Below are 20840 nucleotides of genomic sequence, written 5' to 3' on the forward strand. Positions count from 1 at the left end.
GAGATTATGAAGAGAGGAAAAAGGTATAACATTGTAAAAAGAAATATAGCAGTAGGGTTACTGCTTGGAATGTTGAACAGCATGTTGTTTGCAGATATAAAGGTAGATAAAAATGTACCACAGAAAACAAGTGTAGACAGAGCACAAAATGGTGCGAACATTGTAAACATAAACACCCCCAATGGTAGAGGTATCTCAGTTAATGATTTTAGTGAGTTTAGAACAAAAGACCCTACAGTATTTAATAACTTTGGTCAGGGAGTGGGAAGAAGTTATCTTGCAGGAATGATGGCAGCTAACCCAAATCTGACAAAGGAGCAGGCAGCAAGATTAATATTGAACAGGGTAGGCGGAAATAACAGAGTAGAAATAGAAAACTGGCTTGAAGTGATGTCAGAAAATAAAACTGATATAATTTTTTCGTCACAGAATGGTTTCTATTTAAATAATACGGGCTTCATAAATTTTGATAAAGCAATATTTACAACATCAAGAGTAGATTTAGACGGAAACGGAGATCTTCTTCCTTTCAATATTCGAGGAGGAAAGATAGAAATAGGTCGTGAAGGAATAAATGCAGAAGGAGTAAGATATTTAGCACTGTTATCAAGACAGATGTATATAGACGGTCAGATATATGCAAAGGATGCAGATATAAACCTGATAGCAGGAGACTTTGACTATAATCCTCATACAAGAGATTATACAAAACAAGGAGTAAATAACAATGAGCTTTTGATATCTTCATCAGCATTCGGTTCAATCTATGGAAATCAGATAAAGATAGTAGGAGTAAATGGAAATATTGGAGTTGCAGGCGACGTCATTTCAGAACGTGTGTTGAAAATCAATGCAGATGGTACAATAGTAACTAATAAAACACAGGCTAAAGAAGCCATAGAAATAAAGGCAAAAGAATTTGTTCAGGAAGGTTCGATATATACAGAAGGGAAATTAACAATAGAAGCAAATAAAACTACATTAAAAGGTTCAGGAACACAAGCATCTGAAATAGAAATAAGCGGTAATCTGGATAATAATAGTAATCTTTATTCAACAGGTAATGTAACTGTAGGAAAAGATGTAAAGAATAAAGGACAGATAATATCAGAAAATGATTTAGATATAAAAGGGAGTCTTGATTCAGATAATTTAGTATATGGAAAAAATGAAATAAGAGTTGGGAAAAGTCTGGTTAATAGATCTGATATACAAAGTGAAGGGAATATAACTGTTTCAGAAGATACAATAAATACAGGAAGAATACTTTCTGATAAAGAACTTAATATAAAAGGGAATACAGTTAATCAGGGAACTTTATACGGAAAAGACAATGTAAAAATAGAAAAAAATCTCAATAATACAGGAAGTGTTCAGACTACAGGAGAATTAAGAGCTAAAGATACAGCGAATACAGGAAAACTTACAGTAGAAGGAAATATAAGCACAGATAATTTAGATAATAACGGAGAAATAATAACAAATAAAAAACTTGTCACAAAAAACCTTGAAAATAAAAGTACAGGAAAGATAACAACAGGAGAAGGAATAGATACAGCAGGAAATGCAGCAAACCACGGACAAATAAATACAAACGGCAGTTTTATAATATTTTCAAACCTTGAAAACTATAATGTAATTAATGTAGGAGGATTAGTAAGTACAAAAGATTTAACAAATACAGGTACATTAAAGGTATCAGATAAAATAGTATCAAAAGGGTTTAGTTTTACAAATACAGGAGAAATAGTAACAGTAAATTTAGATGTAGACAGTACAAATATCATGAATACAAATAAGATAACAGTCGTAGAGACATCTAAACTAAAAGGAAGCAGTAATGTAAATAATCAGGGGATAATAGCTTCAAAGAATATAGAAATAACAACACCGGTATTAATAAACAGCGGTCAGATATTAGCAGAAGAAGTGATAACAGCTAATAATACGAGTTTAACTAATACAGGAAAGCTGGCATCAAATGGCAGTATAAACTTAAATAATACATCAATAGTAAATAGAAGTTCAATAGAATCAACAATAGTAAATTTACAAAATGTATTTTCTTATGATAATAATACTGGGATAATAAGAGGAAATAATATAACATTAACATCTTCAGGGAATTTACTTCTTGAAGGAAAAATACAGGGAATAAATAACTTATTAATATCTGGAGTGGACATAACAAATAACGGAAATACAATAAGTTCAGGGTTATTAAGATTATCAGGAAGAGATATAACGAATAACTTAACAATATCAGCAAGTAATGTGGAATTACTGGCAACAGGAAATATATTAAATAATTCCATGATAGAGGGAGAAAGAGGAAAATTATCAGGAAATAATATAACAAACAAGGATTTGATAGTATTTCTTGATAAGCTTGATATAGAAGGAACAAAGTTTGTAAATAAAGATGCATCAGTATACAGTGATAATGAATTGAATATATCCACAGGTGATGTAGATAATACAGGCGGGGAGATAGTAGGGCAGAGTACCCTTAATATAACAGGCTTTAATTTACTGGATAATACAAAGGGGATAATAGACAGCAGAGGAAATATACTGTTAAGCGGGAATAAGCTTTTAAACAGCGGAGAAGTATCAGGACAATACAGACTTTACTGGGAAACATGGGACGGTCGTATAATATATGATGATGTATGGAGAAACTTAGATGATACTTATACACTGACAGGAAACAGTAGTTTGATAACTAGACTGAATGAATGGATATTTTCAGAAGGCAGATCAAATATGCAGGGTTGGGGAATAAATCCTAAAGATGAACTTGATGACATAAATAATGATTTAGACTATAAGCTTTATTACGGGAATCTGACAAGCAGCCAGCTTAATCCTACAAAAAATTATATGACACAGGTACTAACAGGATATATAGATACAAGCAGACTTGTAACAGAGGGCGGAAGAATATTGTCAGGAGGAAATCTGACACTTGATGTAATAGAACTGGAAAATGTGAATTCAAAAATAAGTTCAGGAGGTACATTAAGAATAACAGATAAGGTTCAGACAATAAAAAATGAAACAACAGCTTCCACAATAAAAGTTTATGACGGTGAAGAACAGGTAAAAACATGGGAATTACACTGGACAGCAGGAAATGGAGATACAAGAACAGGAGCAGCACTGGGAGTAAGAAGAGATTTAAAAACAGCAGGAAGAGATGTAAATATAGCGGACAGTGTATCAGTAATAGAAGGAAATAATGTGATAATAGAGGGGAGCCCTGTAATAAGTAACGGATATGTTATTCAATCAGGAGCAGTAGTAGACCCAAGTACAATAACATCAAAAGATGTAGATGTAGATCTATATTACGATCCTGTAACAGTACATGTGGACAGAACAGCAGTAATAGATATAATAACAACAGGGACAATACCATTTAATCCAGGAGTATTTAACAGTTCTGTAAGTAAGTTATTTTCGGAGAATAAAGATCCTTCATCAAAGTACTTAATGGAAACAAGATCACAATATATAGATTTATCAAGATTTTATGGAAGTGATTATTTCTTAAGCAGAATAGGATATAATGAATCAAATGACTGGAATAATGCAAGAAGATTAGGGGATGCATATTATGAAACTAAATATATGAATAATCTTCTTTTGGAAACACTGGGAACAAGATTTATAAATGGAAAAGCAGATACAGAATTAATGAAAGAAATGCTTGATAATGCAGTGGCAACAAGCGGGGATTTGCAGTTAACAATAGGAATAGCTTTAACAGGAGATCAGATAGCAGCATTGAAGAGTGATATAATCTGGTATGTGGAACAGGAAGTAAACGGGGAAAAGGTATTAGTACCACAGGTATATTTAAGTCAGGCAACATTGGAGAATATAAAGAGTCCTACAACAACAATATCAGCACAGGAAACACTTGCAATAAACAGCAGCAGTCTTGTAAATCAGGGCAGACTTGAAGGAAATACAGTATATGTAAATACAGATAATCTGATAAATAAGAGTGTGGGAGCATTAACAGCAGAGATAACAGGAACAAATATACAGATAGATGCAAAAAATGATATACTGAATATAGGAGCTGTGATAGCAGCTAAGGAAAATGTTGTATTAACAGCAGGGGGAACAATAAGCAATATAACAACTGGGGTACAGGTAATAGAACATGATAGATTAAGAGGGGAAGAAAGAAGTTATACAGCAGATAATATACAGAATGTAGGAGTGATAAGCTCAGGAGATACAACATATATCAGTGGAGAAAACTATGTATCGAGGGGAGCGGTAACACAGTCAGAGGGAACAACATATATAGAAGCAGAGAAAGATATTTCAATAAATACAATAAATCTGAGAGAATCAGAAAGAGAAGGCATAAAGAACGGTTATCAATATACAGAAGTAAATCAGAAATTAGGTTCGGAAGTAACAGGTCTTGATAATGTGATAATGAATGCCGGGAATGATATAAGTATAAAGGGAAGTACGGTAGTATCAGATGGAACAGTACAGTTAACAGCAGAAAATAATATAAATATATCAAATGATAAGAATACAATGTATCATGAGGAAAAGGAAGAGAAGAAAGGAACATTTTCAAGTTATTACAGATATGAGACGGATTACAGTGAAAGTGCAGTGGGAAGTACATTAATAGGGAATAATGTAATACTGGATGCAGGGAAAGATGTAAATATAAAAGCATCAAATGTTATAGCAGTAAAAAATGACAATATTCAAAACAGTGGTGGAAATATAATAGTAACAGCGGGAAATGATATAAATATAACAACGGATGATATGAATAATGAATACTCCTTGACAGAAAAGAGAAGTGGATTTAGTTCAAGCTTTTCAACAGGAGGCGGGGGTATATCAGCAGGAGTGAGTTACAGCAGAAGTAGTCTGGAGAATGAAAGAAACAGTACAACAGTAGCAGTGTCAAGCTTAATGTCAGAAGGAAGTACAGTATTAGATGCAGGAAACAGAGTAAGAACAGAAGCAATGCAGGCTGATATTGGAGAGAATCTTGTAATAAGGGGAGTAAATGGGGTAGAACTTCTGGATGCCAAAGAAGTATATGAAGAAAAAGTAAAACAGAAAAGTACAAGTATTGGTTTATCAGTGAGTGTAGGTTCTACAGTAACAAGCTTCATAGATCAGGCAAATAATATGTATAATGACAAGGATAAATACGGTGCTACAAATACATCAGAACTTATAAATTCAGCAGGAGACGGTTTTACTTTATTTAGAAGCGGAGTAAGTGCTTTTAATGATGCGCAGTCTATTTACGATAAACTGGTAACTGGAATACATCCTGCAAATGCCTTGGCAGGAATAACAGCAAATGCTTCATTAAGTTTTAGCCAGAGTAGTTATGAATCAAATACAAATAGTACAACATCAGTAGCAGGAAATATAAATGTAGGAAAAAACTTTGTGATAGAATCAGATGGTGATGTAAGACTGATAAATCAAAAAGTTAATGTAGGAGAAAACTTTATTGTAGATGCTAAAAATTTTGAAGCAAGAGCAGGGGAAAATACTTACAGTAATAATACAAAGTCAAGTTCATCAGGAGGAAATATAGGATATGACTTTGCTCAGAGAACAATGACAGGCGGAGTAAATGTATCAGGCGGAAAATCAAATACAGATTCTAAATATTATGATAATACAATAATAAATGTAGGAGGTATATTCCAGCTTACAACAAAAGAAGACGCTTTATTTGCAGGAGCTAATGTAACAGCAGATAAAATAAACTTTGATATTGGAAGAGATTTGAGTATAATATCCTTACAGGATGAATATAAGTCAGAAGGAAAGAATTATGGAATAGGCGGAGGCTATAGTCAGAATAATACAACTACAAATAAGCCGGAACCGGGAGCATTTACAGGAAACATAAGTTATAGCCAAAATAATGCAGAAAGTAAATGGGTAAGTAATCAGACAAGTATAATAGCAGAAAATGGCGGGAATATAAAAGTAGGAGAAACACTGACAAATATAGGATCAATTATAGGAAGTCTGAATGCAGATGAAAAACTGAGTATAGAAGCTAATAAAGTAGTGGTTTCTAACCTTGAGGATTATAACAGGGGAGAAAATGCAGGGGTTAATGTAGGAGGCATAGGCTTTAATAATAAGGCACCAATAGGACAGACAGGTGTACAGTACGGAAGCCATGATAAGGAACAGGAAAGTAATGCAACATTTGTTAATACAGAAGTGACAGAAGCAGGAAAGAAGCTGAATCTTGAGGAGCTTGGAATAAATACAGATATTAATAAGGCTCAGATAGTAACAAAAGATGAAGTGGTGGAACAGATAGATACAAATCTTCATACGGATTTATTAAATACAACAACAAGACAGCAGTTTATGGAGGATACAAGAAAAGCAGGACATGGAATACTAGATATAATAGATTCGGCAGGCAGGGATAACTTAAGATATGAAGAAGCCAGAACAGACAGATATGCGCAGTATTATATAGAAAAGAATCCTCAGATGGCAGAATTTATAAAAGATCCTGATAGTAAGAGTGCAGCTGATATTGAAAAACTAACAAAAGATTATATAAAGTATATGACAGGAAAAGATGTTGAGGTAATAATAGTAGCAACAGGAGAAGGTTCTGGATATATAAGAGGGGATCAAAAAGGTAAAGGTAAAGATAACGTTTTTCTTTTAGATTTAAATGATTTAGCAAGTGGTATGAGTGTATCAAATTTATATGGTCATGAGCCTAATCATATAGATGACCATAGAAGAGGGAGAGAAGCAGGAGAAGAGATAGCTTCAAATGCTGCAGGAGACAGATTAAGTGAAATATTAGGTGATAAAGGAAAAAGCAATGTTTTTGATATTGATAAATGGCTTGATAATAAAGACAATTTACAAGCAATTCAGGATGGGAAAAATACTCTTGACTCAGAATATGATGGATATGAAGGAGAAAATAGTTCTTATTTGGATCAAAGAACAAGAGAAGCGGGAAGTATTGCAAGCACAAAATCGGTTGCAAGTAAAAAATTAGAGAATAAAAAAGCAGATTTAGCAAAGTTGACAAATGAATATCAACAAAAATGTTCAGGAAGACAATTAAGTGGTTGTAGTAGTATTTTGAATCAGATATCATCTTTGGAAAAAGAAATAAAATATCTTCAGGGAGTAGCAACAACAGGTCAAGGTAGTGTTCATGATTCAGAAACTAAATCTCAAAAAACTCCAAATAACACTCAAAATGCTGGCAATAAGCCTAGTAATAAACCTAATAATAACACTTCTTCAAAAGCAGAGGCAAATAGTGCTAAGAAAATTAAAACAAAAGAAGAATTAGTATCAGAAATGTACAGTAAAGGCTACACACCTGATCAGTATGAGATAAGAGAAGAAAAAGGCGGAGTGTTAAGAGTAGTACTTGATTCATACAAAACTCCGGATAATTTAAATTATGATGACACAAATGTAATAGTTTGGAATAAAGGTTTAGATATACCATTAAAAGTAGCAGATGCCTATTTAAAAGCAGATAATGCATCAATGATATTAACACAAGGGCATTTGACAGATACATTTGGCCCAGTTCTTTCAGGAGGACTAATAAATAAATTTGGACCTAATTCAGGATGGGGAAGCGTAAAAGATAAGACTGAACTATCAGGAAATTCTAACTATAAAAAACTTACAAATGAAGAAATAAAAAAAGTGGGTTCTCTTTCGGAACAAAAAGACATAAGGGAATTACCAGGGAATTCTGAAGATGCTTTAAAATTTTTTCAAGCTCAAGTATCTGATTATAAAGAAGTAAAACCTGGTGTTTTTGTTGGAAAAGATGAAAATGGAATCACATTTACCTATAGAGCTCAATCAAAATCTGGTCCCCCGACTATTGATGTGAATGGAATAAAAGGAATAAGAAAAATTAAATTTAAAGAATAGATGGCTGAGGTGGCTAAATAATATGGAAATGAAAAGATTAAAGGATTTGTATAAAAAAATTTTTAGTAATAATGATCCGTTTAATAATGTATTTAATAATTATATAGAAAAAAAAATATTGATTTTTCCAACAGAAGGTTATTATTTATCAAAAGATCAATATGACAACTTAATAAAGGTATTAGATTTTTTCTTAGAGAAAGAGATATTTATATCAGAGATTGAAAATGGTGAAGAATCTTTTGAAAATACTGTTGAATATTGCTTTAATCACAATAGAATTGAACTAAAGACTTCATATGAAGAATATTTAAAGATTCCTGTTTTTTTAGAAAATATTTTATATTCTACAACAGCAAAATGGGGAATGATGATTTCTCATGAGAATCATGCTTTACTGGGAGGAAGTTCAAAATTTATACAAAAGTTTTTAGAGAATTATAATTATTTAGAAGATAAAGAAAAATTTTTAAGATATTGGCATTATAATAAACAAAATTATAATTCAGATTTAAATTGGCAGAAAGAGTTTTTTAAATACTATGATGTTTAAACAAAAAGTAATAGTTAGAGATTATCCGTATTTAAAATATTTTATAGAATGCTATTTTAATTAGAGTATGGATTATGTTGATTTAAATCAGATTGCAGCAGAATATTTAAAAATACAAACAGAGAAGTATAATTTATAATTAGAAAAAGAAATTAATAGTAAAAACTATAAAAAGGGGCTGTATCAAAAATTTTCATTTTGATACAGTCCCTTTAGTATAAATTTGAATTTGTAACACAATATTTAAAATAAATTTAAAATAATCCTTGAAAAAAATAAAATTTAAGGTATAATTAAATGCAGTTTTGTAATAAGAAAATATATAAATGGGTGTTGTTGTGGAATATTAAAGAGAAGAAATAGTAAAATATTTATAGTTTCTGAAGGAAGTACATTACTATCAGCAGGAAATAAAGTGAGAACAGAAGCAATGCAGGCTAATGTTGGGGAAGATATGATTATCAGAGGAGTAAACGGAGTAGAATTACTTGATGCACAGGAAGTATACAATGAAAAAGTAAAACAGGAAAGTAAGAGTGTAGGAATATCAGCGAGTTTGGGTTCAACAATAACAAACTTTATAAGTTCAGCAGATGAAAAATCACAAAATAATGGAAAATATGAATTTGGAAACAGATCAGAGCTTATAAATACATATGGTGACGGACTGGATTTATATAGAGAAGGAGTAAAGGCAGGAGCGGACTTATCTCAGTTAGTAGTAGACGGAATGAAAGGAAGTTATGGCTCACTAGCAGGATACGGAGTAACAGCAAATGTATCTGCAAGTATAAATAAAAGTAAATATGAATCAAATACAAGCGGAACAAGTTCAGTAGCAGGCAATATAAATGTAGGTGGAAATCTAGTAATATCATCAGAAGGAGATGTGAAACTTGTAAATCAAAAAGTAAATGTTGGAGAAAATATTATAGTAGAAGCTAAAAGCTTTGAGGCATTGGCAGGAAAAAATACTTATAATAATACAACAGATTCAAGTTCACAGGGAATGTCAGCTGGATATGACTTTACAGGAGGAACAGTAACTGGTGGAGTAAACGGAAGTAAAGGAAATAGTAATTCATCATCAGTATATTATGATAATACAGTAATAAATGCAGGGGGAACATTTCAGTTAACAACAAAAGAAGATGCAACATTTAAAGGAGCAAATGTAACAGCAGATAAGATAGACTTTGAAATAGGTGGAAATTTAAATGTAATATCATTACAGGATGAATATAAGCTGAATGGAGAAAATAAAAGCGGTGGAATAAATTATGGTCATACAGAACAGAGTGATGGGAAAAGCTATAACTCACCGTCAGGAAACTTAAGTTATGGGGAAAGTAAAGGAGATAGTAAGTGGGTAAATAATCATACAAGTATAATAGCAGAAAATGGAGGAAGTATAAAGGTTGGGGAAACTTTAACTAATGTAGGAGCTATTATAGGAAGTATGAATGATAGCGTGAGAATAGAAGCAAAAGAGGTAGTGGTAGAAAATTTAAAAGATCATGATAATGGCAAGGGCTATAATGTAGGATTAAGTGGAGTAGACAGAAAGAATGTAGTTCCACAAACAGAATTACAGTATGGAAGTCATGATAAGGAACAGGATACAAATGCAACTTTTGTTAATACAGTGGTAATAGAAAATGGTAAGGAAATAAATCTGGAAGAAAGAGGAATAAATACAGATATAGAGAAAGCACAGGTAATAACAAAAGATGATGTGGTTGAGCAGATAGATACTGTTCTTCATACAGATCTATTGAACAAAGAAAAGAGAAAAGAGTTAGTGAATGATTTAAATACTATAATTGGAAATTTAGGAGATATTAAAAATGAAGTAGCCAATATATATGATACAGCCATAAGTAAAATTGCAAATAATGATAAAAATCTGACTGCTGAAGAAGTAGAAATTTATTTAGCTATTGAATCTTTAAATGGAATATCATATGATATAGAAGAAAATGCGACTAAATATTTAAATGACCTTAAAGCATATGCTAAAAAAAATAATATGGACTACTCAACTTTATCTGCAGGTGGTCTTGTAGATGAAATTATCAATATAAAAGATAAATATGATTCTGAAAATATGGTAGATTATTCAAGAGAAGATAAAATAAGGTTGGTTGTTCTTTTCGATTCTTTAAATCAAAAAGATAGTAGTTATCAAAAGATGACTGAGAAAGTTATTGGAAAAGTATTTAATTCATTAGTGACAACGAATGAATATAAAGAATTAGCTCAAAATTGGTCTGAAGCTTATAATAATAGTGATAAAGAAAAAATGAATCAAATATACGGGAAATATGGAGAGTTGATTGACAAAAAAATAAAAGATGAATTTGGTATATCTCTAAAAAGTGATTATATGATATTACATTCTGGAGAAACACAGCTTGTTTTTGGCAACGATACATTTACTCCAGCTAATAATCTTTATGGTGCCTATATTCCAGGAGTAAATACCAACGTAATTAATTTAAACTATAATGATGAGAAATTCAATTTAGGATTATTGGATGATATAAATACAATATCAAAACACGAGATAGGTGTCCATAATTTCTATAATACTTTATTTAATTCAAATTCTTCTACAACAAACAGAATTATAAAAAATAATAAATTAGAGAGATATGAGAAAATAAGCAAAATGAAAATTCAACTACCGAAAAATTTTGATCCATTAAATACAATTTTATATTTAATAGAACCAGAGGAGGCGATAGCAAGACATGCGGAAAAGTTTAATTAAGATATGTGTGATATATGTACTAGTCTTATCTTTAACCATTGCTAACAGTAAATATATTATAATGGACATAGGTAATGATCCTTATGCAACTTCTGGATCATTAATAACTTCAAATGAAATTGAAACATTAAAAAATGTAAAAAAAATCGGTTTTATAGAAGTAAATGATGAAGAAAAAATTGAGAAAGTTTATTTTTTTGATGATAAAAAATATCAAGTAATAGAAGAATTTAAAGAAGGTGATACAATTAATATAGATAAATTTAAAGAATTTAACCAAAAAAGTATTGAGGAATATAATAAATTTCGATGTTTTGGGATCCCATGCTCAAAGCCTGAAATATATAATGAAGATGAATCTGAACTATGGAATTTTATAAAATATCTTTACAGAGCTTCAACACGAATTGTAGTATTAACAGATAGAGAATACCTGAAATATTTGAAATTAAAAAACAATGAAGAAAAAGTAAGGTTATTGAAAGAAAAAATAAAGGACGAAGTTATGTATGATACAAGTAAAAAAATATGATTGATTTTGAAGAATCGTAGTTAAACAAAAAAGTAGATAAATTCAACTGGATAATATAAAAGGGGTTGTATCAAAATGAAAATTTTTTGATACAGTCCCTTTTAAAAATTTTGTATAAAATTATTTTGGAATAATAACATAAAATGTACTTCCCAATCCTGATTCACTGGTTAGTTTTATTTCCCCATTATAATTATGAACAATCTCTTTTACTATAGAAAGTCCAAGTCCCGAACCAGAAAAGTTCATAGGTCTTGATTTATCAACCCTGTAAAATTTCTCAAAAATCTTATCCCGTTCTTCTTCAGGAATTCCAAGACCGTTATCAGATATTTTAAATATATAACTGTTCTCGTCTTCCAAAATTTCTATGTTTATTTCAGGTTTTTTTGAAGAATATATGAGTGCATTCTCAATAAGATTTTTCATAACAAGTTTAATCTTTTCCACATCAATATAAATGTAGTGATTTTCGTCAAAAAGCATAAAATTTGTCTGTATTTTTGCATTTTTATTGTTAATAAGGAGAGTAAGACCGAATAAAGTCTCGTTAATCAGCTCCTCAGCTTTAATATATGAAAGATTTAGTATTTTGAAGCCTTCGTATTTTGAGTAATTCAGAAAATCATATATCAGATTGTCGATTTTATTTATATTTGAATTTATGATTTTAAAGAAATTCTTTACATTATCATCTTTATTTTCTATAGATTCTTCAAGAGCTATTGTATATCCTTTTATATTGGTAAGAGGTGTTTTCAGCTCATGTGAAACATTGGAAATAAAATCTTTCTGTATTTTTTCAAAATTTTTCGTTATTGTAATATCTCTCAGGCTTATAATAATGGAAGGCTCAGTTTCCAGTCTGTAAGACTCGATAAGGTAATATTTATTCAGCTCGGTCAGAAAAAAGTCCTCTTTTATATTTTCTTTTGATATAAGAATATCCTTTATTTTTTTTATAAGAGAATTATATTTTATTGTGTCGAAAAATTTTTTTGATTTTGAATTATATGTAAGAATATCCACATTTTTATTTTTTAATATTATCTCGTTATTATTTATCACAAAGATAATATCATCTATGGCTCTCAGTATTTCTTTCAGTTTCTGGCTCTCTTTTTCAAGATTTTTTTTGTAATTCTTAGTTTCTTTTTTTATATTAAAAATTTTCTGAAAAAAATCAAGAGATTTATTATTAATATAATAATCGATATTAAGCGTAAAATTATCATCAATGATATTAATAATATTTTCCTTTAAAAATTCTATCTCTCTTTCTTTGCTTATATAAAGAGAATACAGCAAAAAGTTAAATATCAGAAATATGGCCAAAAATGAAAGAAGTATAGTTATTTTTTCATGGAAAATAAACGCCAGAAATAAAACGAAAATCTCAAAAACAAGAATTAAAGTCAAATTTCTTTTAATCGGTATCCAACTCCTTTTATAGTTTTTATATTTTCGGATATAGAAGGAAGTTTTTCACGGATTTTTCCTACATAGACATCTATTGTTCTGTCACCGAGATGATAATTTTCGTTCCATACCCTGCTCAGTATAGTCTCCCTGCTGAGGGCAAGACCTTTATTTTGTATAAGGAAAGCAATAAGTCTGAATTCTTTATTGGAAAGAATGACTTCATTTCCGCTTTCTGTTACTGTATGCTTATCAAGATTAATTTCTATCTGGTCATATCGTAACAAGCCGCTTTCTTTTTCAGGAGCAAAGCCTTCCTTTTTCAGAGAAAGAAGCTTTTTTATCCTTAAAATAAGCTCCCGGGGGTCAAAAGGCTTTCTCAGATAGTCGTCACATCCGGCCTGAAAGCCGTCGATAACGTCTTCAGTTTCGGTCTTTGCAGTAAGCATGAAAATAAAAGGTGTCCCGTATTTATGTGATTCTTTTTTTATTAATTTTGCTATTTCCAGTCCGTTTAAGCCGGGAAGCATAATATCCAGAATAACCAGCTCGGGTTTGTTATTCTGTAACATTTCCAGAGCTTTTCCACTGTTTTGCGCAGTTATGACATTAAAATTTTCTTTCTCAAGAAAAAATTGTATGAGAGTTTTTATCTCAAGGTCGTCCTCTACAACAAGAATGGTATTTTTTTTCATATTAATTTCCGCCTTTTAAAAAGTCTATTTTTTTCTTTTTAAAGTTATTTTTTCTTCTTCATAATCAATATGTCTTATATCAATTCCGTTATAAATGTAAATGACTATTTCGGCAAGGTTTTTTATCGTATCTCCGATTCTCTCAAGATGCTGTGATATGAACAGTGCTCCAAGATAGATATCTTTATTTTCTCCCTTTTCGGAACCATTTCTGTCATTCATGATTTTCTTTGTAGCTTCGATAACATTAGTTTTATATGCGTTTACCTCATCATCAAGACTTAGTATAAGATAAGCGTAGTTCAGCTCTTCTTCATAGTAACATTTCAAAAACAGGTCAAACATCTGCTCTACCTTTGTGTGCATTTCAAGTATACTTTGTTTTTCAAGAGATTTTATATTTTCTGAATGTTTTAGTACTTTTAGAATATTCAGTGCAAGATCATTTATTCTTTCAGTGGCATTTCCTATTTTTATAACTCCTATAAGGAATCGCAGATTTATAGCCATAGGCTGAAATCTTGCTATAGTAGTAATTACCTCTTCGTCTATTTTTAATTCAGTATGATTCATTGTTTCTTCTATTGATTTTGCCTCACCGTATAAAGCCCTGTCAAAAGTACCGGAATTTAGTATAGTTCTGATAATTGCAAGGGATCTTTTACAGTTTTTTAAGGCCTCTGAAATAAGAGTTCTTATATCTTCCATTCTTTCATCTAAGTTTCTCATTATATTGTCCTCCCGTTTTTTAACTGAATTTTCCGTTTATATATTCTTCGGTTTTTTTATTGCTCGGATTTGTGAATATTGTACTTGTTTTGTCATATTCTTCAATAACACCTTTGTAGAAAAATGCTGTGAAGTCGGAAATTCTTGCAGCCTGCTGCATATTATGCGTAACTATGACAATAGTATAGTTTTTTTCCAGTTCCCTCATCAGTTCTTCCACCTTAGATGTAGAAAGGGGGTCAAGTGCCGAAGTAGGCTCATCCATAAGGAGAATATCCGGTTTTATCGATATCGCTCTTGCAATACATAATCTTTGCTGCTGTCCTCCAGAGAGACCCATAGCTGATTTATGCAGCTTATCTTTTACTTCATCCCATAAAGCAACTGCTTTCAGACTTTTTTCCGCTATTTCCATAAGCTTGTTTTTGTCTCTAAGCCCATGCAGTCTCGGAGCATATACAATATTTTCGTAGATAGATTTAGGGAAAGGATTTGGTTTTTGAAAAACCATACCGACTTTTTTTCTGAGTTCTACGACATCATATCCCGGCTCAAATATATTTTTTCCATTGATAATTATATCTCCTTCATATTTTGAAGTATCAATCAAATCGTTCATTCTGTTTATAGAACGCAGAAAGGTTGTTTTTCCGCATCCGCTGGGACCTATAAGTGCTGTAACATTATTTTTGGGTATTTCCAGATTCAGGTCATACAGTGCCTGAAAATCTCCATAAAAAAAATTAAAATTTCTAACTGAAATTATATTTGTTAAGCCGTTGTCATTATTTATCACCGGTTTATCTAATTTTGCCTCAGACATTTCTCCTCCTATAATACTTTCTTTATTTAAATTATATCAGTGATATTATAAAATGTAAATGTAAAAGAAATATAAACCCTATGTAAAAGAATTGTAAAAAAATGACTGATTATATTGTAATTATATGATAGAATTAAGGAAGTATATTTAAGAGAGGCTGTCATATGAAAAAATTTAAAATAGAAAAAGAACATCATGGATATAAAATATCGGAATATCTCCGGGAGATACAAAATTATTCGGGAAGAGGTCTTAGAAATATCGAGGTTTTTCTTGACGGGAAAAAAGTGAGAACTACCCAGAAAATAAGAAAACAGGGACTTCTTAAAGTAGTGGAAAAAGAAAAGGGTACTAATATAAAACCGATAAAAATACCTCTGGATATCGTATTTGAAGATGAAGATATACTTGTGGTAAATAAACAGCCTTATCTCGTTACACATCCCACAAAAAAGAAGGTAGATGTAACACTGGCAAACGGTATAGTATATTATTTTCAGGAAAAATACGGGAAAGAGATGGTTCCGAGATTTTACAACAGACTGGATATGGATACTTCCGGACTGATAATAATAGCAAAAAATAGTTTTACACAGGCATTTTTACAGAATTTCGGCGATGTAAAAAAATATTACATGGCTTTGGTACACGGAATAATAAAAGAGGAAATGATAAATATCGAAAAGCCTATTGCAAGGGTAGGAGATGACTTGAGAAGGAAGATTCTCGATGAAGGACAGTATGCCAAAACAGTGGTGAAAACTATAAAAAGAAATGAAGAAAAAAATATAACTTTAACAGAGTGTGAACTTTTTACGGGAAGAACCCATCAGATAAGAGTACATCTGTCTAATGAAGGCTATCCTATACTGGGAGACAAGCTTTACGGAGATATGGACGATAATGTAAAAAGACAGATGCTTCATTCTTATAAGGTGAGCTTTATACATCCCAGAACAAAAGAAAGAAAAGAGCTGGAAATAGAAATGTATGATGATATGAAAGAATTTATGTAAAAATATTTTTAGCATAAATGTAAAGGATAGCTTCATAAAAAAGGATTTTGGTAACGGAATAATTGGAATAACAGGAGGAATGATAATGAGAGTGATAGCAATTAACGGTAGTCCGCATAAAAACGGAAATACTTATGAAAGTCTGGCTGTAGTAACCAAAGAGCTGGAAAAGCAGGGAATCGAAACAGAAATTGTGCATATAGGCAATAAAGTAATAAGAGGCTGCACAGGGTGCAATTATTGCCAGAAAAATGAGCAGAATAACTGTGTTTTTAATGAAGATACTGTTAATGAAACAGCATTGAAAATGGCTGAGGCAGACGGCATAATTCTGGGTTCTCCGGTTTATTATTCAGGAATTGCCGGAACAATGAAGTCTTTTTTGGACAGGGTTTTTTACTCGAAATCACAATATTTCAGATATAAGGTGTGTACAGCAGTTGCTGCCGTGAGACGTTCAGGAGGAGTGGACACCTTTCATCAGCTGAATAACTATTTTAATCTCGGAGAAATGATAATAGTTCCTTCACATTACTGGAGTGTCATACATGGAAGAAGACCAGGGGAGGTTCTTCAGGACGAGGAAGGAGTTCAGACTCTGCGTGAAGCAGGAAAAAGCATGGCGTGGCTTATGAAAAGTCTGGATCATGCAAAAGATACAGTAGAGAAACCTGAAAAAGAAGAGAGAAAATGGACACATTTTATAAGATAATAAGTTAATTTTTAACACTGCTTGTCACGGCTGTATTGAAACAGATATTTGTTTTAGTACAGCTTTATTTTATATATTTTTTGTAAACTGAAAAATTATATCTTGACGTGGAGTTTACTCCATATTGTATAATAACATTATAAAAATAAAACAGGAGGTCAGGAAAATGAAATATACAGTTATTACAGGAGCAAGTACAGGAATAGGGTATGAAGCAGCACTTGCTTTTGCCGGAAAAAATAAAAATCTTATTATTGTGGCGAGAAATAAGGAAAAGCTTGAGCATCTGAAAGAAGAGATAAAGAAGATTAATCCTGATTTAGATGTTATTATAAAAGTCTCGGATTTATCTGTCGGTGAAAATGTGTATAAGCTTTATGAGGACTTAAAAAAATATACGCTGGAAACATGGGTTAATAATGCCGGATTTGGTAATACAGGCTTAGTTAAGGATCAGAATCTGGAAAAAATAGAAGCAATGCTGCATTTGAATATAGAAGCACTGACTATTTTATCTACTCTTTTTATAAAAGATTACAGTGATACGGAAGGAAGCCAGCTGATTAATGTTTCTTCCGTGGGAGGGTATTCTGTTGTTGATAATAATGTTACATATTCAGCAACAAAGTTTTATGTAAGTGCTTTTACCGAAGGTGCGGCTCAGGAGCTCAAAAAAAGAGGAGGGAAAATGCAGGTAAAAGTTTTGGCACCTGCTGCTACTGAAACGGAGTTTGCTAATACAGCTATGGGAATTGACGGCTTTGATTATGAAAAAAGCACGCCGAGATTTCATACTGCAAAAGAAATGGCGGAGTTTTTAATGAAGCTTTATGAATCAGATAAATCAGTTGGAATTGTAGATATTCAGACATATGAATTCAAATTGACAGATCCTGTCTTTAATTTCAGACAAAGCCAGACAGAAAAACATTAAGGAGCATCAGCTTATTATTTTACTAACTGATACAATAGGATATCACCTCACTGCTGGGGTGATTTTCTTATTTTGGGATGAGATAAACTGACTTTTATATTATAAATAATTATACAGTTAATTATATGCGACGTTATCATTAGATATATATTTTAGATGATAATATAGTTTTATTTGACATTGTATATATTTTTATATACAATTGATATAATTCAAAAATAATAAGAGGTGATTTAATGAAAAGGTTTATTTACATTTTGGGGTTGTTGATATTAAGTCTGACTTCGTTCAGTAATGCACTTGTCCAGAAAAATATCTCACTTGATATTGCACAGAATTTAGCTTCTGAGGTATTGAAGGAAGCTAAAAAGGAAAAGGTTAATATTTCGCTGGTAATACTTGATAAAGGCGGAAATGTAGTCTTATCCATGAAAGAAGATAATGCTGCTGTACATACTATGAAAACGGCACAGAAAAAAGCATTTACAGCTCTTTCATTTGGGATTACCACTACGGAATTTGCTTCTCGTGTCGAGAAGGTTCCGAATTTGACACAGATAGAAAATACAACTACTCTGGGTGGAGGAATTCCCATAAAAGCAGGAAATGAAACAATAGGATCAATAGGAATAGGCGGTGCACCGTCAGGAGCAATAGATGAAAAAATAGGCAGTGCTGCTCTTTCAAGAATAAGTAATCTTTTAAAATAGTTAAGATATTCAAGATACGGGACTATACAAAAATATAATTTTATTTTTGGTATAGTCCTTTTATAATTATCCTGCGAATCAAATAAAAGAAAATTAACCGACAGGGAGAAAAGCCGGTTATGTAATAAAATACGGGAAAAATGAATAATGATGTGTTATAATATGTTACAGATTTTAAAACTAAAAAATATGAAACAGAGAGGAGTTTTGTTTATGTTAAATAAAGTATTAACGGATAGTGTATTAAGAAAGGAGGGAACTGAAAAAAGATAAATTAATTTCCCTCCGAAGTTCAAATAAAAAAACTATTTTGGAGGAAAAAAACAATGTATTTAAATTTAAAAAAATATGGACTAAGCGACCGTTTTGAACAGGAAGCTTCATTATATAATAATCTGTTTCCAGCGAGAATTATCGAACAGCACCGTGATTTATACAAGGTGGTTTGTGAACACGGCGAGCTTATTGCAGGCATCTCAGGAAAATTAGCTTATCATGCAGAGGATCAAATGAGTTTTCCGGCAGTGGGAGACTGGGTAATGATAGACAGGACAGATAATAATTCAGGAAATGCAGTAATAAAAAATATTTTAGGACGAAAGAGCGTCTTTGTACGTCAGACAGCAGGGACATCAAATGAACAGCAGATCGTAGCGGCTAATATAGACATTATATTTATCTGCATGTCTTTGAACTCTGATTTTAATATCAGAAGAATCGAACGTTATCTTGCTGTTACATGGGACAGTATGGCGACTCCGGTTATAGTACTTACCAAATCAGATTTATGCGACGATTTACAGGAGAAGCTGGATGAGCTGTCATCAGTGAGTATAGGCATAGATGTGATCGTCTGTTCTTCTGAGGACGAAAACGGATATCAGGCTGTAAGCAGCTATATTGAAAAAGGAAAAACCATAGCATTTATAGGTTCGTCAGGTGTAGGGAAGTCTACATTGATTAACAGGCTGGCAGGAGATGAAAATCAGGCTGTTCAGGAGATTCGAAAAGGTGATGACAAGGGAAAACATACGACTACATACAGACAGCTGAAATTACTTCCGAACGGAGGTATCGTAATCGATACACCGGGAATGAGGGAATTACAGCTTTATACAGGTGATATTTCAAAAACATTTGAAGATATAGAGGAACTTGCAGCACAATGTAAATATAAAAACTGTTCACATGTTTCAGAACCTGGCTGTATGGTCAGAAATGCAATTGAAAACGGGATTTTATCCGAAGAACGTTTTGGAAGTTATTTGAAATTGCAGCGTGAAATGGAGTACAGTAATCTAAACTCACGTCAGACCGAACAGGAAAAGATAAACAGAATGTTTGGCAGTAAGAAAGAAATGAAGAATGTAATGAAACATCTGAAAGGCCGAAAGAACAGATAAAATATCCGTCACAGGATATGTAAAAAAGTTCTTTTGTCAAGAGAAGCTTTTTTATGTCAAAACAAGCAGAAAACCAGAGACCAAATCTCTGGTTTTTAGTTTGATTAAATTTTGAAAATTACTGGACTTCTGATAAAGAAGCATCTCCAAAAGTTGATTTGTTTGTTTTTGTATAAACTGAAACAGTATTATAACCTTCATCTATTAATTTTTGCAGATTATTAACTTTTAGTGTGAGTGTTTCATTTACATATCCCTTTTTCAGCTCTTTAGATATGATCTTCATATCTTTGAAATCTCCGTCTTTTGTCAGAATAAGATAAACATTTTTCCCATTCCCGTCGTAAGTAAAATTTGATATTGTGATCTCTTTTCCAGTTGTTTCCAAAGATACCTCGCCGCTTATCTGATGTATTTTTGAAACAAAGCTTCCTGTAAGAATTTCAGAGAAGCTGACAACAGAAATCATTAAAATTCCCAGCAATAAAAACTTTTTCATTTTTCCTCCTTGTAATATTTATATTTAGCAATTAATAAATTGTAGTATATTTAATAAATAAAGTCAATGACTGTCCGCTG

General features: G+C 31.7%; 14 protein-coding genes. 9 read left to right on the forward strand and 5 right to left on the reverse strand.

Going from position 1 to position 20840, the window contains the following annotated elements; genetic code table 11:
- The first annotated feature begins 6 nt into the window (after positions 1-6).
- The 4 genes from STERM_RS01430 (at position 7) to STERM_RS01445 (ending at position 11820) form a co-directional block, all read left to right on the forward strand.
- A complete protein-coding gene (locus STERM_RS01430) occupies positions 7-7962 on the forward strand; it encodes a hemagglutinin repeat-containing protein (RefSeq protein WP_012859767.1) in 7956 nt (2651 codons plus the stop codon).
- A 22-nt stretch (positions 7963-7984) separates the two neighbouring features.
- The gene (locus STERM_RS01435) at positions 7985-8515 is read left to right on the forward strand and encodes a hypothetical protein (protein ID WP_012859768.1); all 531 of its coding nucleotides are present in this window, start codon (positions 7985-7987) and stop codon (positions 8513-8515) included.
- 415 nt (positions 8516-8930) lie between these two features.
- A complete protein-coding gene (locus tag STERM_RS22450) occupies positions 8931-11288 on the forward strand; it encodes a hemagglutinin repeat-containing protein (protein ID WP_041309757.1) in 2358 nt (785 codons plus the stop codon).
- A gap of 61 nt (positions 11289-11349) precedes the next feature.
- Positions 11350-11820 carry a hypothetical protein gene (locus STERM_RS01445; RefSeq protein ID WP_147289459.1) on the forward strand — a complete coding sequence of 157 codons (471 nt, stop codon included), beginning with the start codon at positions 11350-11352 and terminating at the stop codon, positions 11818-11820.
- Positions 11821-11940: 120 nt separating this feature from the next.
- On the opposite strand, the gene STERM_RS01450 is transcribed toward STERM_RS01445, so the two are convergent.
- From STERM_RS01450 to pstB, 4 genes are read right to left on the reverse strand one after another with little or no spacing between them, the layout of a single operon-like run.
- Complete coding sequence (locus tag STERM_RS01450) at positions 11941-13239, reverse strand: sensor histidine kinase (RefSeq protein WP_012859771.1); 1299 nt, start codon at positions 13237-13239, stop codon at positions 11941-11943.
- Entirely contained in the window at positions 13236-13934 is a 699-nt protein-coding gene (locus STERM_RS01455; RefSeq protein WP_012859772.1) for a response regulator transcription factor, read from the reverse strand. Before STERM_RS01455 ends, STERM_RS01450 begins: the two co-directional genes overlap by 4 nt.
- Positions 13935-13958: 24 nt before the next feature.
- Positions 13959-14663, reverse strand: a complete 705-nt coding sequence (locus STERM_RS01460) for a phosphate signaling complex PhoU family protein (protein WP_012859773.1) — start codon at positions 14661-14663, stop codon at positions 13959-13961.
- A 19-nt stretch (positions 14664-14682) separates the two neighbouring features.
- On the reverse strand, positions 14683-15486 hold the full coding sequence (gene pstB / locus STERM_RS01465; RefSeq protein WP_012859774.1) for a phosphate ABC transporter ATP-binding protein PstB: 804 nt from the start codon (positions 15484-15486) through the stop codon (positions 14683-14685).
- Between the two features lie 164 nt (positions 15487-15650).
- On the opposite strand from pstB, the gene STERM_RS01470 reads away from it, so the two are divergent.
- The 5 genes from STERM_RS01470 to rsgA all read left to right on the forward strand — a co-directional run bounded on the left by STERM_RS01470 (position 15651) and on the right by rsgA (position 20261).
- Complete coding sequence (locus STERM_RS01470; protein ID WP_012859775.1) at positions 15651-16502, forward strand: RluA family pseudouridine synthase; 852 nt, start codon at positions 15651-15653, stop codon at positions 16500-16502.
- A gap of 85 nt (positions 16503-16587) precedes the next feature.
- Positions 16588-17214 carry a flavodoxin family protein gene (locus STERM_RS01475; protein ID WP_012859776.1) on the forward strand — a complete coding sequence of 209 codons (627 nt, stop codon included), beginning with the start codon at positions 16588-16590 and terminating at the stop codon, positions 17212-17214.
- Between the two features lie 166 nt (positions 17215-17380).
- On the forward strand, positions 17381-18148 hold the full coding sequence (locus STERM_RS01480; protein ID WP_012859777.1) for an SDR family NAD(P)-dependent oxidoreductase: 768 nt from the start codon (positions 17381-17383) through the stop codon (positions 18146-18148).
- A gap of 236 nt (positions 18149-18384) precedes the next feature.
- On the forward strand, positions 18385-18858 hold the full coding sequence (locus STERM_RS01485; protein WP_012859778.1) for a GlcG/HbpS family heme-binding protein: 474 nt from the start codon (positions 18385-18387) through the stop codon (positions 18856-18858).
- Positions 18859-19184: 326 nt separating this feature from the next.
- Complete coding sequence (gene rsgA, locus STERM_RS01490; RefSeq protein WP_012859780.1) at positions 19185-20261, forward strand: ribosome small subunit-dependent GTPase A; 1077 nt, start codon at positions 19185-19187, stop codon at positions 20259-20261.
- 118 nt (positions 20262-20379) lie between these two features.
- Here rsgA and STERM_RS01495 read toward each other — a convergent pair whose 3' ends face one another.
- Positions 20380-20760 (reverse strand): DM13 domain-containing protein, encoded by a 381-nt coding sequence (locus tag STERM_RS01495; RefSeq protein ID WP_012859781.1) that lies wholly within the window; start codon positions 20758-20760, stop codon positions 20380-20382.
- Positions 20761-20840 lie beyond the last annotated feature (80 nt).

It is taken from the genome of Sebaldella termitidis ATCC 33386 (assembly GCF_000024405.1).
GTDB classification, from domain to species: Bacteria; Fusobacteriota; Fusobacteriia; order Fusobacteriales; family Leptotrichiaceae; genus Sebaldella; species Sebaldella termitidis.